The sequence below is a fragment of the Paenibacillus sp. GD4 genome (assembly GCF_030846225.1).
Lineage (GTDB): Bacteria > Bacillota > Bacilli > Paenibacillales > NBRC-103111 > Paenibacillus_G > Paenibacillus_G silviterrae.
The window spans coordinates 1,901,046-1,916,740 of the sequence record NZ_JAVCYK010000001.1 but is presented as its reverse complement, the minus strand read 5'-3'; the positions used below and the strand labels follow the sequence as shown (position 1 = coordinate 1,916,740).

Here is a 15,695-nt window from a genome sequence, read left to right as displayed (position 1 = left end):
CACAATTTTGAGGAGGAGCACGATATGAATTTCGCAGTGTTGGTGTTTCCCGGCTCCAATTGTGATATCGACTGCTACAAGGCGGTAGAAGAAACGATCGGTCAGCCTGTTGATTATGTATGGCATACAGAAACGGATTTGTCCAAATACGATTGCATCCTGGTACCTGGCGGCTTCTCTTACGGTGACTATCTGCGCTGCGGCGCGATTGCGCGTTTTGCTCCGGTAATGAATGCGGTAGTGAAAGCGGCTGAAGAGGGAAAGTACATCCTGGGGATCTGCAACGGGTTCCAAATTTTGCTTGAGTCCGGCCTGCTGCCGGGCGCGATGCTTCGCAACCAATCTCTGAAGTTCCGCTGCCATGCGGCGATGCTGCAGGTGGAGAATACGGCGACTCCTTTTACATCCGAATATAAGCAAGGCGAATTGATCAATATTCCTATCGCTCACGGCGAAGGCAACTATTATATCGACGAAGCGGGTCTGGCGGAGCTGAAGGCCAATAACCAGATCGTGTTCCGTTATGAAGCAGGCAACAATCCGAACGGTTCGGTTGACGATATTGCAGGAATTTGCAACAAACAAGGCAATGTACTTGGCATGATGCCTCACCCGGAGCGCGCGGTTGCGGAAATTTTGGGCTCGGCGGACGGCAAGCGGATGTTCACATCGATCTTGAGCACTTGGAGGGAAAAGCATGGCGCAGCAGCTATCGGCTAAGGAGCCTACGGCACAGCAAATCGAGGAGCAAAAAATTTACAAGCAGATGGGCGTAACGGATGATGAGTATGCCAAAATCTGCGGATTCCTGGGCCGGAAGCCTAACTATGTAGAGATCGGCGTATTCAGCGTCATGTGGTCCGAGCACTGTTCTTATAAAAATTCGAAGCCTGTTCTGCGCAAGTTCCCTGTAACAGGGCCTCGCGTGCTGATGGGTCCCGGCGAAGGCGCAGGGATCGTGGATATCGGCGACAATCAAGCGGTCGTATTCAAAATCGAATCGCACAACCACCCTTCCGCGATCGAGCCTTATCAAGGCGCCGCGACAGGTGTGGGCGGGATTATCCGCGATATTTTTTCCATGGGTGCGCGCCCGGTGGCGGTGCTGAACAGCTTGCGCTTCGGCCGTCTGGAGAATGAGCGTGTGAAGTATTTGTTCGAGCACGTAGTTTCGGGTATTGCCGGCTACGGCAACTGTATCGGGATTCCGACGGTTGGCGGCGAAGTGATGTTCGATGAGAGCTATGAGGGCAATCCGCTGGTTAACGCGATGTGTGTAGGTATTATTGACCATGACAAAATTCAACGCGGTGTGGCCAAAGGGATCGGCAACCCGGTATTCTACGTAGGTCCTCCTACTGGCCGTGACGGGATTCATGGCGCGACCTTCGCGTCGGAGGAGCTGACGGAAGAGTCTGAAGCAAAGCGTCCTGCGGTTCAAGTGGGTGACCCTTTCATGGAGAAGCTTGTACTGGAGTCCTGCTTGGAGCTCATTAATAGCGGTATTGTTGTCGGTATTCAGGATATGGGTGCAGCGGGTCTGACTTGCTCCAGTGCAGAGATGGCTTCCAAAGCAGGCAACGGCATCGAGCTGAACCTCGATATGGTTCCACAGCGTGAAGAAGGCATGACACCTTACGAAATGATGCTGTCCGAATCACAAGAGCGCATGCTGTTCGTTGTAAAGCCGGAGCATGAAGCGCAGGCGGTTGAAATTTTCGAGCGTTGGGGCCTGATCTGTGCGAAGGTCGGTAAAGTAACGGATGACGGGCGCTTGAAGCTGTATCACAAGGGCGAGCTGGTCGGCGATATGCCGGTAACCGCGCTTGTTGACGAGTGCCCTGTATATAACAAGCCTTCGGCGGTGCCTGCTTATTACGAAGCCGGTGCTTCCGTCGATACTACCCGCTATGCGGAAGTGACGGATTTGAACGGTGCTTTGTTGAAGGTGTTGGCCTCCCCGACAGTCGCAAGCAAAGAGTGGGTTTACAATCAGTATGACTACATGGTGCGTACTTCTACAGCGGTTCGTCCGGGTTCGGATGCTGCGGTTGTTACGGTTCCGGGAACGCGTAAGGCGCTGTCGATGTCGACCGACTGCAACGGACGTTATGTTTATTTGGATCCGGAAGTGGGCGGTATGATCGCGGTAGCGGAAGCGGCACGGAACAACGTATGCTCCGGCGCAGAGCCGCTGGCGATTACGGACAACCTGAACTTCGGTTCGCCGGAGAAGCCGGAAATTTTCTGGCAGCTGGAAAAAGCGGTTGACGGGATGGCGGAGGCTTGCCGCCAGTTGAGCACGCCGGTCATCGGCGGTAATGTGAGCTTGTACAACGAGAACGCGAAGGGCGCGATTTACCCGACGCCGGTTGTCGGTATGGTCGGCCTCGTCCACGATGTGGATCACATCACGACGCAAGCGTTCAAGCGCGAAGGCGATGTGGTGTTCCTGTTGGGTGAGACTCGTGCGGAGCTGGGCGGTTCCGAGTTCCAGTACGTTGTACATGGCGTGACCGAAGGTCGTCCTCCTGCGATTGATCTTGCGGTGGAGAAGAAGCTTCAGGACGGTTTGCTCGCTGCGATTCAAGCGGGTCTGGTTGCTTCGGCGCATGACCTGGCCGAAGGCGGCTTGGCGGTAGCGTTGGCTGAGAGCTGCATCAGCGGTCGTTTGGGCGCCGATGTGAATTTCGCGAGTGAGCTGCGCAGCGATATTGCGCTGTTCAGCGAAAGCCAATCCCGTGTTCTCGTAAGTGCTTCCGCTGATCAAGCGGAGGAGCTGGCTGCTTTCCTGAGCGGTCGCGGAATTCCTGTGCAGAAGCTGGGCGTAGTCGGCGGCTCCGACCTGCGCGTGAGTGTGAATGGGTCCCCTGTTGTAGAAGCATCGGTAGCACAATTAGAAAAGGTCTGGAAGGATGCGATTCCATGTCTGATGCACTAAAGCTTTGGACGGGGCGATTCTATAACGAAGGAATTAACAGCCATGACGGGCTGTTCGATAAATTGCGGGAGGAGTGCGGCGTATTCGGGGTGTTCGGTCATCCTGAGGCCGCCTCGCTTTCCTATTACGGTCTGCATGCCTTGCAGCACCGCGGACAAGAAAGCGCCGGGATCTGTGTGGCGGATGGGGAGAAGTTCAATTACCACCGCAACATGGGTTTGGTGAAGGAAGTTTTTACGAATGATGTGCTTGCCGAATTGGTCGGCAGCAATGCGATCGGCCATGTGCGTTACTCCACCTCGGGTGAGAGCAAGCTGGCGAATGCACAGCCGTTGGTGTTCAAATACCGCGAAGGTGATCTAGCAATCGCTACGAACGGGAACCTGCACAATGCCCCGGAGATCAAAAAGCGGCTCGAGCGCTCGGGCTCGATCTTCCAAACGACAAGCGATACCGAGGTTGTGGCTCACTTGATCGCACGCTCAAAGCACGATGATATCGTGCTGGCGGTGAAGGAAGCGCTGCTGCAGGTTGAGGGAGCGTATGCTTTCCTGTTCCAGACAAAGGATAAGCTGATCGTTGCACGGGACCCTCACGGGTTGCGTCCGTTTGTCGCAGGCCGTTTGGGTAATGCTTGGCTGTTCGCCTCCGAGACATGCGCGTTCGATGCGGTGGGCGGCACGTACTACCGTGACATTGCACCAGGCGAGCTGCTTGTGCTGGATATGAAAAGCGGCGTTGTCGAGGATCGGTTCTCGCCGATGAAGCAGCGTGCGATCTGTGCGATGGAATATATTTATTTTGCTCGTCCGGATAGCGATATCGACGAGATCAACATCCATTCCGCCCGGAAACGGATGGGTAAGCAGTTGGCGCTGGAAGCGTTCGTGGATGCGGATGTAGTTACCGGTGTGCCGGATTCCTCAATTTCGGCGGCGATCGGCTTTGCCGAGCAGACGGGCATTCCGTACGAGCTGGGGCTGATCAAGAACCGCTACACGGGCCGGACATTCATTCAGCCTTCGCAAGAGCTGCGCGAACAGGGGGTAAAAATGAAGCTGTCGGCCGTACGGAGTATTGTGGCCGGTAAGCGGGTTGTCATGATCGACGATTCGATCGTGCGCGGCACGACTTCCTTGCGGATCGTAAACCTGCTTCGCGAAGCGGGAGCAACGGAAGTGCATGTGCGCATCAGCTCGCCGCCTTTCGCGAACCCATGCTTCTACGGCATCGATACGCCGGACCGCAAGGAGCTGATCGCGGCGACGAAGTCGGTCGAGGAGATCCGTAAGGCGATCAACGCCGACTCGCTGCACTTCCTGACGAAGGACGGCCTGCTGGCTGCCATCGGCCGCCCGAACGCGGAGATCAATCGCGGTCACTGCACCGCGTGCTTCGACAACCAGTATCCGACGCAGGTACCGGACGGAGCTGCGGCTTCTTGCGGCGGGTGCGATTGAGGCTGTGGCGCTAATGCGATGCATGGTGCGAGTGGAGCAGGCAATAACGGCCCTCGCCGCTAAGTGCGGCACGAGGCAGTGGGTAGCCGGTTCCAGAGTGGAATAGCGCACCTGAGTGCCGTTAATGCGATGCATGGTGCTTGTGGAGCAGGCAATAGCGTCCAACAGTGCCGCTATCGCACACATTGCACTTGGAGTAACCTATACCACCGATACAATGCAACGGAGTTATCAGACCCAACTACAATAACCGCCGGTTTTTCGGGCGTGGATTTTATTCAGTGGAGTGCCGATAGGCGAAGGGTCGTGTGTTGCCTGGAGAGTTTACGTGCCTCCTTTGATCAGGAGTTCTTACCGCAAGGTAAATTAGTTTGAGAACTCCTGATCAAGAGAGGCCGCAAGGCAACAGCACGAACCCGTAGACGGTCAAGGCAAGCACTTAAAAAATACGGGAGTGAAAAACCTAATGTCCGATGCATATAAACAAGCCGGAGTCGATATCGCGGCCGGCAATGAAGCGGTAGAGCGGATGAAGAAGCACGTCAAAACGACGTTCCGTCCTGAGGTTCTGACGGACCTGGGCGGCTTCGGCGCCCTGTTCGGCCTGAACAAGGACAAATACGAGGAGCCCGTGCTGGTCTCCGGCACCGACGGCGTAGGCACGAAGCTGAAGATCGCGTTCGCGATGGATAAGCACGATACGATCGGAGTAGACGCCGTAGCCATGTGCGTGAACGACATCGTAGTACAGGGTGCGGAGCCGCTCTTTTTCCTCGACTACCTCGCTTGCGACAAGGTTATTCCTGAGAAAATCGAAGCGATCATCAAAGGCATCAGCGACGGCTGCGTGCAAGGCGGCTGTGCCCTGATCGGCGGAGAAACTGCGGAAATGCCGGGCATGTACAGCGAAGGCGAGTATGATATTGCCGGCTTTACCGTGGGTATTGTGGATAAGAAGAAAATCATCGACGGCTCCACTATCAAGCCCGGCGACGTAGTTCTCGGTCTCGCTTCCAGCGGTGTACACAGCAACGGCTTCTCCCTCGTACGGAAGCTGCTCCTTGAGCAGAAGGGTTACAGCCTGCATGACACTGTAGCGGCACTTGATAACCAACGTCTGGGCGACGTGCTTCTGGCACCAACCAAAATCTATGTTAAACCAATCCTTAACGCGCTTCAGCAAGGCCTGCAAATAAAAGGAATGGCTCACATTACCGGCGGCGGTTTCCTGGAAAACATTCCACGCTGCTTGCCTGACAACGTGAACGTGGAGGTCGACTACGGCTCCTGGCCGATCCTGCCGATCTTCAAGCTCATGCAGGAAGAAGGCGGCATCAGCAACAACGATATGTTCCGCACGTTCAACATGGGGATCGGGATGGTCGTCATCGTGTCGGAGGAACAAGCGGACGAAGCGAAGCGCCTTTTTGCAGAGCAGGGTGAAACTGCCTATACACTGGGCCGTGTAACCGCAGGGGAACGGATCGTTACCTTCCAAGGGGCGGTCGTATGACCAAGCCGTTAAGCATCGCGGTGTTTGCTTCCGGAAGCGGAAGCAATTTTCAAGCGATTGTGGATGCGGTGAACGCCGGCAAGCTCGATGCACGCATCGAGCTTTTGGTTTGTGATAAGCCTGCCGCGCCTGTCGTAGAACGTGCCAAAGCAGCGGGGATCCCCGCCTTTACCTTTAAGCCGAAGGAATATCCCTCCAGGGAGGCCTATGAAGCCGAAATCCTCAAGCAGCTGCAAGACAAGCAAGTCGAGCTCGTGGTGCTGGCCGGTTACATGCGCATCCTAACGGATGTGATGGTTCAGGGCTATTGGGGGCGGATGATCAATATCCATCCCTCGCTGCTGCCGTCCTTCCCGGGTCTTCACGCGGTACGTCAGGCGCTGGAGCACGGCGTGAGGATTACCGGGATTACGGTGCATTACGTGGACGGGGGACTCGACAGCGGTCCGATTGTCGACCAGAGGGCGCTGACGATCCTGCCGGATGACACGGAGGACACGTTAACGCAGCGAATTCACCGCATGGAGCATGAGCTGTATCCGCAGGTCATTCAAGGCATTGCCGACGGAACGTACCGTTATCATGAGAATAGAGTACAAATACAGACTAAGGATGGGATTGCAAAATGAGTCAAACGACGAGCCAGACCAATGTCATTAATTTGCGCTATGGGATGAACCCGCATCAGAAGCAAGCGCAGCTGCGCAGTGACGGCCCTTTGCCAATCAAGGTAGTAAACGGTGACCCCGGCTTCATCAACCTGCTCGATGCCCTGAACGGCTTCCAACTGGCCCGTGAGCTGAGACGTGCTACCGGACTTCCGGCTGCCGCCTCCTTTAAACACGTAAGCCCGGCGGGAGCTGCTGTAGCGGCGCCTCTAACACCGGAGCTGGCCAAGGCTTATTTCGTCGAAGGCCTGGAGCTTTCCCCGCTGGCTACAGCTTATGCCCGTGCACGCGGTGCGGACCGCATGTCCTCCTTCGGCGACGCGGCAGCGCTTAGTGATGTCGTGGACGCTTCTACAGCACAGCTGCTGAAGCGCGAAGTATCCGACCTGGTCGTAGCTCCCGGCTACACGGATGAGGCTCTGGAAATCCTCAAGGCGAAGAAAAACGGCGGCTATCTGATTTTGCAAATCGACCCGGATTACGTTCCAGACCCGATCGAGATCCGCAACTTGTTCGGTTTGACTCTGCAGCAAGAGCGTAATGATGCTGTTATCGACGAATCCTCACTGGGGAAAATTGTTACAGAGAATAAGGATCTGCCGGAAAGCGCAAAGCGCGACATGCTGATCGCTCTTGTAACGCTCAAATATACGCAATCGAACTCTATCTGTTATACGCTGGACGGACAAACGATCGGGATCGGCGCAGGCCAGCAGTCCCGTATCCATTGTACGCGCCTGGCCGGCGACAAGGCGGACCGCTGGTTCCTTCGTCAGCACCCGACAGCGCTGAACATGCCTTTCCGTCCGGGCCTCAGCCGTGCCGAGCAGAACAATGCCATCGACCTCTGGCTTGAGGATGAGCTGACGCCTGTTGAGCAAGCAGCTTGGGAGCAGTGCTTTAACGAAGTGCCGAAAAAGCTGTCCCGTGAAGAAAAGCGTGAATGGCTGAGTAAGCTGCAGGGCGTATCCTACGGCTCGGATGCGTTCCTTCCGTTCCGCGATAATCTTGACCGCGCTAGCCGCAGCGGCGTGAAATACGTTGTGCAAGCAGGCAGCTCGATGCGCGACGAAGAAGTGGTACAAGCCGCCAACGACTATGGCATGGTAATGTGCTACTCCGGCGTACGCTTGTTCCACCACTAAGAGGAGGTTCGATCCGAAGTGACTACGACGACAACGACAAGAGCCGCGCAAGCGGAGCAATATGTACAAAGCCTAAGCGCCAACGTATATCCCGGCCGCGGCATCGTGATCGGTTTGACGCCGGACGGTACCCGTCTGATTCAGGTGTACTGGATTATGGGCCGCAGCGAGAACAGCCGTAACCGTGTTTTCATCCAAGAGGACAATGGCTTTGTTCGCACCGAAGCAAAGGACCCTGCGAAGCTGACGGACCCGTCCTTGATTATCTACTATCCGGCCAAGCATTTGGGCGGAGCACATATCATTACGAACGGCGATCAAACCGATACGATCCATGAGGCTTTGCAAAAAGGCGGCACGTTCGAAGCGGCTTTGAGCACCAGAACGTATGAGCCGGATGCTCCGAACTTCACTCCGCGGATTAGCGGCATCATCGACTTGGCCGACAGCCAGTTCGCGTACAAGCTGTCCATCCTGAAGTCGGCGGGCAACACGGAAGACCAAACGCTGCGTCACACCTATACGTATGAAAAAGCGATCCCTGGCTTTGGCCATTGCATCCATACCTACGAAGGGGACGGCAATCCGCTTCCGTCGTTCAAGGGAGAGCCGCAGCTGGTTCCGCTCGGCGACAGCCTGGAGGAAATTTCGAATACGTACTGGAATGCGTTAAATGACGAGAACCGCATTTCTCTGCTTGTCAAATCGATCAATGTAGAAACAGGAGCTACGGAGCTGCTGGTTCGAAATAAAGACTAAGGAGGACCTGAAAAGTGCGGATACTAGTTGTCGGCCGAGGAGGCCGTGAGCATGCGATTTGCTGGGCGCTCCGCAAGAGCCCTAAGATTCAGGAACTCTACTGTGCTCCGGGGAACGGCGGGATTGCCGGTCTCGCGGAATGCGTGGCCATCAATGAGAATCAGTTCGACGAGCTGGCCAGCTTCGCTATCGATCATAATATCGATCTGGTAGTTATCGGTCCGGACGATCCGTTGTCGGAAGGCATCGTCGACCATCTGGAAGCAAAGAACTTGACCGTGTACGGCCCCCGCAAAAATGCGGCGATCATTGAGGGCAGTAAGGTGTTTACGAAGGACCTGCTGAAAAAATACAACATTCCTACCGCTGCGTATGAATCTTTCGAGCGGTATGAGGATGCGTTAGCGTATTTGCACAAGCAGCAAATTCCTATCGTTATTAAAGCCGACGGCCTGGCGGCAGGGAAAGGCGTTGTCGTAGCGCAATCGATGGAAGAGGCGGAGAAAGCGCTGCAGGATATCATGGTGAACAAGGTGTTCGGGGAGTCCGGGAATCAGGTCGTGATCGAGGAGTTTTTGACCGGACAAGAAATGTCAATTCTTTCGTTCGTGGACGGCGATGTGGTGAAGCCGATGGTGCCTGCTCAGGATCACAAGCAGGTGTTTGACAACGACAAAGGGCCGAATACCGGCGGTATGGGAACCTACACTCCGCTGCCGCACATTCCGCAATCCGTCATTGATGAAGCCATTGAAACGATCATTAAGCCGACTGCGGCTGCTATGGTGAGCGAAGGACGTCCGTTCCGCGGTGTTCTCTTCGCGGGACTCATGATCACCCCGAATGGCCCGAAGACGATTGAATTTAACGCTCGCTTCGGTGATCCGGAGACGCAAGTTGTATTGCCAAGATTAAAGACCGATCTGCTGGACATTTTCCTGGCTACGGTCAATGGACGACTCGACCAAATGGAAATCGAGTGGAGCGATGAAGCGGCGGTTTGTGTTGTTCTCGCTTCGGGCGGATACCCGGCGTCCTATCCGAAGGGTCTTCTGATCGAAGGCTTGGATGATGTGCAGGAATCACTCGTATTCCACGCGGGAACCGCTGGGAAGGACGGACACATCGTAACAAACGGAGGCCGGGTTATCGGAGTAACGGCACTTGGCAAGGATATTGCCGAGGCGCGGAATAAAGCTTACGCCGATGCAGACCGCATTCGATTCGAGGGCAAGCATTACCGTACGGATATTGCCAAGAAAGCACTTGTATAAAAAGAGCCGGGACCATGCGATTCAGTAGGGTTCCCGGCTCTTCTATCTATTCTTATCATTTTCGCCCGCTGCCCTTTATCACGATCTTATCCCAGTTCCGGTGCACGAGCATGGCGGCTCCTATGACGCCCAGTATAATAACAAGAGAAAGCCAATATTCATGAAAGTAGTAGGCGAACGGCTGCATGAGTATCCCCTCCATAGCTGGTTTTCGATTATCCCTAGAATACCCAAGCAGTAGAACGATTACACGAAAGAGGCAAGGAGAATAAAATAAACGCTTTTCAACCATAATACAAAAACGGCGGATAGCCGTTTGCATCGACTAACCGCCGTTCTATTTTCAAACGATGGGCGCAGGATGATAGTGTATGTTTGCTTTTGTGCAGTACCGCTGGCGTACATCCGCATGGAACTCAGGAAGCCCTGGTTTTTCGACCCCGAAAACAGTGCGAAATCCTCCTTCGTCAGTCGAAATACATTTTCCTGAGAAGCTGCCGTGTGGATGGACGACGGTGCCGCGTTCTCTTGAACCTGCTTTATTATGTCACCGCATGCGTAAAGTATGCGGATGTTTTCGTGGGAAATTTTTTAATTATAGTGAATAATCCTCAAGGGACTGTGCAACGATAGTATGGGCATGTAATTCCCGACCAATCGATGTTCTAGGAGGATTTCGCAAATGCATAACGTAACCGCACAAATCCAGCAATGCCAGCAAATCATTCAACAGCTGATCCGTCAAACGGAGCAATCCAATCAAGTGTACCAGCAAATGCTGCAGCAGGAAGCTCAAAACGCACAAGAGCTCGAAAGATTGGCTCAGCGTGAGCGTCAAGCGGTTCAAGTAATCCAGCAAGCGCTGCAAGGTCACCATATCGCGATCCAAAACATGCAGCAATGCGCTCAAATCACGGCTCAGCTGGAGCAAACGGTAGCGCAAATGAGCAATATCGCCATGCAGCAAGCTCAGCAATTCACAGCACAGCAAAACCGCAGCTACTTCCAATAAAATGCTGCCTTTTAAAAACACCGGCACTCTCGATAAAAGAGGATGCCGGTGTTTTTTCGCTTACCATGAAAATTCCCCTTGCGTTCCGTCTCCTAGATCGGCCACGTGAATGTGCAGCCGGCGAAGGTGGAGCAGACCCGGCTCAAACGGCTTTCCATGAAGATCGACAAAGCGGCTGAGTGGCAAGCTTGAGCCTCCCCGGGGCACGACATCCACCGTGTGGGAATACTCTCCGTTGATCGTAAGGGTCACCTGCTTCCAAACGACGGGGTCTCCATTCCGCACGATGAGATGTTCCTTGGTTAAGGCGATATCAGCCAACAGAGGCTGTGAGTCGCTTGGTACGGAAGCATTTCCGCAGCCTGCCAGGAATCCGAACAGAAGGATGATGAACAAGCCGAGCCGCTTCATGGTTGAACGCCTCCTTTGTACTGTACGGTAAGGACGGCATCGAAGAGAAGGTTCGGTGCTTTCGGATGGCTCCGGTGCACCTCGACGGCAAGGACATTGCGACCGGAGCGCAGCTTATCCATTCGGGACGTAAGATCGAACGCTTTATAAAGCACTGCTTCGTTCGGTTCAGCCAGCTTCTGAGGGGTCAGCAACCCCGTGGACAGAGAGCCTCGAGCCAGCTCCTCCCCGTTCAAATAAGCAGCGAACCCATCCTCGTAGCTAATCAGAAGGGACATGGCAGCCAGCTCCTCCGGCTTTCCCGTAAACTCGAACGATTTGCGGAAATAGTAGGCGGGTGACTCGGCAGGCAGGGGGAGCTGCGTGCGAAGCTGCCGCTTGAGCAGCGGGTCCCGATGCTGTCCGAAAGGCGCCCCGTCCAGCTGCCACCCGGCATCGGGAAAGTCCGGGCTTCGCCAATCCCCGGCAGGCACGTTCGCGGCTCCAGTGGAGGGATGCTCTCCATGCATATCGAAGCCCTCCGGGATGAAGACAGGAAGGTCTTCTCCTCCGGCCCGGTAAAACCACAAGGACTGCTGAGGGATTAGGGTTACGGGCGGAAGAGCCGCCAGTTCCTGTTTCTCATAGGGCGAACTGTCCAGAACGACATACCCGAGGTCCGCTCCTTTTCGCGAAACGACCTTCACTCGCAGCTGCCCGCTAGTCCCCTCCAACAGCAGCTGCACCGCTTCAGGAAACTGTTTCTCAGGGGTCCACCTCTTCCATTCCACTGCAGAAGGAACGCTCATGATTCCTTCGGTCTCCTGCATCAGTGAGCTTTGCCTCATATAAACGTCACTGCCTGCGAGCACAGCATCAACAGCCGATGCATTCAAACGGTCCCACAGGAAGGCCTCCTCGGGCAGCTGATCCACCACCAACAGGTTCATGGCTTTGCCGGGAGACAGGGAAGCATCACGCGCCCAGTTCCATTGAGCTGCCGCACTTGAAGTTTCCGTCATACGCGAAGCGTTCAGCAGGAGCAAGCGGACGTTCGCGTATTCGACGGCATACACGGTTTTGCCGAAGCCGGGCAGAGCTTCCGCAGGCAGGCTCGGGTAAGCGTCGGCGAATGCCTGGGCCGTTACGCTGCCGTCATACACCGGCAATAATGTGGGAACCGGTCCGAGCTGCTCGGAGACGGCACGGAGAGGCGCGATCGTAAGGGTACCGTCAGGCTGGCCTGCCGATACCTGCTCCGCGCCGCGCAAGCCGTAATAAACGGCTCGAAAGGCAGCCGGCTCCGATGATTCAGCCTGCATTAGACCCTGCAGCGGAATCCGTGACCACCAGAGGGAGCTTAGCATAAGGCCGAAGCCGGTCAGAACCGTTAGGAGCAGCAGATAAGGGGGACGCTTAGCCATGGCCGGCATAAGACTCCTTTCAATCAATTCATTGGTTAAGGCAAGGTCGGCGTCCAGCCGAAGACAGCATGATAGACCGGAGGCCAATAACCGACGAGAAGCAGGACGAACCCTACCATGAAGATGTAAAAATGCGGCTTGAGAGTGCAGGCTCGCCTATGAAGCAGCACATGCAGGAAGAGCCAGCTAAGCAGCCAGCTGAGGAGCCCGACGGTTTCCTTGCCGGCATAGGCGCCGATTCCCCACCAGCCTGGAATCCAGGAGCCGAGCTTTAACAGCAGCTGCGGGGCCCGAAACGGCTCGGCGAGCGTCCAAAGATGACTCGCCAGCATTAGCGTCAGCCCGAAGAGTACAGCGTACATGGCGGCAACGGCCTCTCCCGTCGCAGGGCTTTGTTTTTCACTCATGATTATCCCGTTCCCCTCTGGAAATTACACCATAATCAGCTTCGTTATGCCTAATCCGAACACCAACCCGATCAGCAGACAAATCCACAGCAGGGTAACCAGCAAAGCTATGACGGATGCGATCCCCGGATGCGATTCAGCCGCCGTCTTATAGCGTCGCAGCAGCCAGGCCGCGGCGATGCTAAGCGGGAGCGGGAACAGCGAGACGAACTCCTTATACTCCATGGCGATCATATGACCTGCGGGCTCATGATACATCAGCCATTGCTGCCCTCCGTCCGGCTGACGGTAGCCGATGTACAGCCAGTTGCCAAGGATAATGGTTAACAACACCAGTAGGCTGGTGGCCCAAAGAAGCAGCTCCAGTCTGGCGGCGGAGCCTTCTTTGCTGCGCAGCAATGGATACGTTCGATGCAATGCCTGGCAGCCCAGCAGAACCGTGATCGTCGCCCCCAGCCCATGCAGAATGGAAGCCCAAGGATGAACAGTGGCCCCGAAGATATTGAACACGGGTATAAGCAGAAAAAGAATGACGGCAACGGAAGCCTGGGTAACCGCCCAATCGCGAAGGTTCAAATAAGGTTTCATGCGATGAAACGCCTCATTTTATAAAAAGAGTGAGATTCTATCCTCATCTTACCTCCTGGACGCAGGGAATTGCAAAATAAGGAAGGAAATTCACCTCGGGACATTCGTCGATTTTTGCTGGAAATCTGTACAAAAGCTAACTTTTCCATTAATATGAAGGACGGATATGCGGGTCACGGATGATCTGAAGAAAGGGGTTTCATCATGGATCAAACAGCACTTTTGCAATGGCTGACAAGCCAGCAGCATCCTGTTCTTGATCAAGCGGCTAGAATCATTACCATCCTGGGCGGCGAGGATTTTTATTTATTCGCCATACCTATTATTTATTGGTGCTTCTCGAAAAGAATAGGCTTTCGCTTGTTTTACGTATTTGCCTTGTCGATGTTTGTGAACAGCTTCTTGAAGTCAGCCTTCGGGAATCCGCGTCCCGTCGGTACGGAGGGGATCCGCTCGATTTTTACGGAAACAGCCTCGAGCGGCTACGGGTATCCGAATGATTCATTTCCCAGCGGCCATACGCAGGGGACGACGTCGTTCTGGCTTTACTTGGCCAGTGTCGCCGGAAAACCTCTGCTGTGGGTGGCGGCTGCTCTCATGATTGTTCTTGTATCATTGTCCCGAATGTACTTAGGTTTGCATTGGCCCATGGATGTGCTCGGAGGCTTGGGAGTGGGCCTCGTCATGTTCGTGCTGGCCGTGCTCTTCGAGCGGTTGTTTCCGTATCCTCCGTTTTTGTTGAAGGTACTGGGTCTCATTATACTGCCGGTGGCCTTAACCTTGTGGTTTCCCGTTCCCGACGCTGCGAAGGTGACCGGTGTTATGCTCGGAGCGGGTCTCGGTCATTTGCTGGAGGAAGGCCGCATTAAGATGGGGTTGCCTGCCGGATGGTTCAACCGGGTCATTGCCTTCGTGATTGGGATCGCCGGTGTGCTGCTGTTGAAATCGGTTCTCAAGACCGTTTTCCCTGCCGGACTGCTGTACGACTTCCTGCGTTACGGCTGCATGGGCTTGTGGATTACAGGAATCGCTCCATGGATTTTCGTTGTAACACGGCTTTATGGCCGAGAAGGACGGTCATTCCGGCATTTTCCATAACCTAAGGGGACAGCAAGGCGCTGCCTAAGCAAAAGCGAGGGAGCGCCTCTTGACAATATCAACTGTAACCAATATAATAACAGTAAGCAAACACGACGCAGGGAGGATTTACGGTGAACAGCGAGTTTACGATAGCGGTGCATAGCTTGGTGCTTCTCGCCTACCGATCCGACCATATGGCGACGAGTGAGATGCTCGCTCACAATGTTTGCACGCATCCGGCGCGTGTGCGCAAGGTCATGAGCAGCCTCCGCAAGGCAGGCTATGTGAAGACCAAGGAAGGAATCGGCGGCGGCTATCAGCTGAGCTGCGAGCCTTCAGCCGTCACGCTGGATGAGGTGTACCGTACGACCTCGATCGGTTCCATGAAGCCGGGCTGGTGCTCGGGTGATGTGGAGCAGGAGTGTATGATCGCCTGTAACATGGCGGAGGTTATGGACGGCATTTTTAACGAAGCGGAGCAGCAGCTGCTGGACTACCTGAAGAAGGTCACTGTAGCGGATGTGCTCAACAGGGTACGCGAATCAAGCAACCGATAGTAACGGCGCTTATGCCTCAGGCGGAGCGCATTATTTTCAAGAAAACTGTTACCAAAAATGTTTCAGATTAAGGAGGGAAGGGCCATGGTGGGTACGAACCAAGTGAATGTAGGGGATTGGGTCAGCGGTACCTCGCAGGAGGATGAGAAGTTTATCGGGTATGTGGAAGCCTTGTATGCCGAGGGAGGCTTGCGAGTCCGGGTGACGCAGAGCGACCACGCGGAAGCGGTGGGCCGTGCCGTTGATAGCATGACGGCGAAGGTGGCGAAGCTGCCGGTATACGTCCCTGTGCAGAAGGAGGAGCTTGAGCTGCTGCTGGATTTGGCGCTGCAGATGCACGACCGGGAGTGGTTCGACGAGCTTACCGGCCGAAGCGCAGCTGCTTCGAAGGAGCCTGGAAGGGAGCTTGGTCATTCATGGTCTCCTTCTTATATATCCAGGCTGAGCGGCGGGAGACTGCCGAAGGTAAACTGAATC

Annotated in this window: 17 protein-coding genes; 12 read left to right on the top strand and 5 right to left on the bottom strand. The window is 54.9% G+C overall.

Annotated features, from left to right (window positions below):
- Positions 1-24 precede the first annotated feature (24 nt).
- The 8 genes from purQ to purD all read left to right on the top strand — a co-directional run bounded on the left by purQ (position 25) and on the right by purD (position 9,760).
- Complete coding sequence (gene purQ, locus RAC89_RS08930) at positions 25-720, top strand: phosphoribosylformylglycinamidine synthase subunit PurQ (protein ID WP_306613094.1); 696 nt, start codon at positions 25-27, stop codon at positions 718-720.
- Positions 698-2,941 carry a phosphoribosylformylglycinamidine synthase subunit PurL gene (purL, locus tag RAC89_RS08925; protein WP_306613093.1) on the top strand — a complete coding sequence of 748 codons (2,244 nt, stop codon included), beginning with the start codon at positions 698-700 and terminating at the stop codon, positions 2,939-2,941. Before purQ ends, purL begins: the two co-directional genes overlap by 23 nt.
- Positions 2,926-4,401: an amidophosphoribosyltransferase gene (gene purF, locus RAC89_RS08920; protein WP_284642176.1), complete on the top strand. Its 1,476-nt coding sequence runs from the start codon at positions 2,926-2,928 to the stop codon at positions 4,399-4,401. Before purL ends, purF begins: the two co-directional genes overlap by 16 nt.
- 466 nt (positions 4,402-4,867) lie before the next feature.
- Entirely contained in the window at positions 4,868-5,914 is a 1,047-nt protein-coding gene (gene purM, locus RAC89_RS08915; RefSeq protein WP_306613092.1) for a phosphoribosylformylglycinamidine cyclo-ligase, read from the top strand.
- Positions 5,911-6,543, top strand: coding sequence for a phosphoribosylglycinamide formyltransferase (gene purN / locus RAC89_RS08910; RefSeq protein WP_306613091.1), 633 nt, complete (start codon positions 5,911-5,913; stop codon positions 6,541-6,543). The genes purM and purN overlap by 4 nt, the downstream gene beginning before the upstream one ends.
- Positions 6,540-7,727, top strand: coding sequence for a phosphoribosylaminoimidazolecarboxamide formyltransferase (locus RAC89_RS08905; protein ID WP_306613090.1), 1,188 nt, complete (start codon positions 6,540-6,542; stop codon positions 7,725-7,727). Before purN ends, RAC89_RS08905 begins: the two co-directional genes overlap by 4 nt.
- 18 nt (positions 7,728-7,745) lie before the next feature.
- On the top strand, positions 7,746-8,486 hold the full coding sequence (locus RAC89_RS08900) for an IMP cyclohydrolase (protein WP_306613089.1): 741 nt from the start codon (positions 7,746-7,748) through the stop codon (positions 8,484-8,486).
- Between the two features lie 14 nt (positions 8,487-8,500).
- On the top strand, positions 8,501-9,760 hold the full coding sequence (purD, locus tag RAC89_RS08895; protein ID WP_306613088.1) for a phosphoribosylamine--glycine ligase: 1,260 nt from the start codon (positions 8,501-8,503) through the stop codon (positions 9,758-9,760).
- A 55-nt stretch (positions 9,761-9,815) separates the two neighbouring features.
- On the opposite strand, the gene RAC89_RS08890 is transcribed toward purD, so the two are convergent.
- Positions 9,816-9,947, bottom strand: coding sequence for a hypothetical protein (locus RAC89_RS08890; protein ID WP_284642162.1), 132 nt, complete (start codon positions 9,945-9,947; stop codon positions 9,816-9,818).
- A gap of 495 nt (positions 9,948-10,442) precedes the next feature.
- Between RAC89_RS08890 and RAC89_RS08885 the strand changes: the two genes are divergently transcribed.
- Positions 10,443-10,772, top strand: a complete 330-nt coding sequence (locus RAC89_RS08885) for a hypothetical protein (RefSeq protein ID WP_284642160.1) — start codon at positions 10,443-10,445, stop codon at positions 10,770-10,772.
- 60 nt (positions 10,773-10,832) lie between these two features.
- Here the strand turns inward: RAC89_RS08885 and RAC89_RS08880 are convergent, their stop codons facing one another.
- Genes RAC89_RS08880 through RAC89_RS08865 form a run of 4 tightly spaced genes read right to left on the bottom strand, consistent with a single transcriptional unit; the run spans position 10,833 to position 13,581 of the window.
- Positions 10,833-11,183, bottom strand: a complete 351-nt coding sequence (locus RAC89_RS08880) for a hypothetical protein (RefSeq protein WP_306613087.1) — start codon at positions 11,181-11,183, stop codon at positions 10,833-10,835.
- Positions 11,180-12,586, bottom strand: a complete 1,407-nt coding sequence (locus tag RAC89_RS08875) for a hypothetical protein (RefSeq protein ID WP_306613086.1) — start codon at positions 12,584-12,586, stop codon at positions 11,180-11,182. Before RAC89_RS08875 ends, RAC89_RS08880 begins: the two co-directional genes overlap by 4 nt.
- Before the next feature lie 35 nt (positions 12,587-12,621).
- Positions 12,622-12,993, bottom strand: coding sequence for a hypothetical protein (locus RAC89_RS08870; RefSeq protein ID WP_306613085.1), 372 nt, complete (start codon positions 12,991-12,993; stop codon positions 12,622-12,624).
- A gap of 24 nt (positions 12,994-13,017) precedes the next feature.
- Positions 13,018-13,581 (bottom strand): hypothetical protein, encoded by a 564-nt coding sequence (locus tag RAC89_RS08865; protein ID WP_306613084.1) that lies wholly within the window; start codon positions 13,579-13,581, stop codon positions 13,018-13,020.
- Positions 13,582-13,785: 204 nt separating this feature from the next.
- Between RAC89_RS08865 and RAC89_RS08860 the strand changes: the two genes are divergently transcribed.
- The 3 genes from RAC89_RS08860 to RAC89_RS08850 all read left to right on the top strand — a co-directional run bounded on the left by RAC89_RS08860 (position 13,786) and on the right by RAC89_RS08850 (position 15,692).
- Positions 13,786-14,679 (top strand): phosphatase PAP2 family protein, encoded by an 894-nt coding sequence (locus RAC89_RS08860; RefSeq protein ID WP_306613083.1) that lies wholly within the window; start codon positions 13,786-13,788, stop codon positions 14,677-14,679.
- A 113-nt stretch (positions 14,680-14,792) separates the two neighbouring features.
- On the top strand, positions 14,793-15,218 hold the full coding sequence (locus RAC89_RS08855) for an RrF2 family transcriptional regulator (RefSeq protein ID WP_284642148.1): 426 nt from the start codon (positions 14,793-14,795) through the stop codon (positions 15,216-15,218).
- An 84-nt stretch (positions 15,219-15,302) separates the two neighbouring features.
- Complete coding sequence (locus tag RAC89_RS08850) at positions 15,303-15,692, top strand: IDEAL domain-containing protein (RefSeq protein ID WP_306613082.1); 390 nt, start codon at positions 15,303-15,305, stop codon at positions 15,690-15,692.
- The last annotated feature ends 3 nt before the right edge of the window (positions 15,693-15,695 follow it).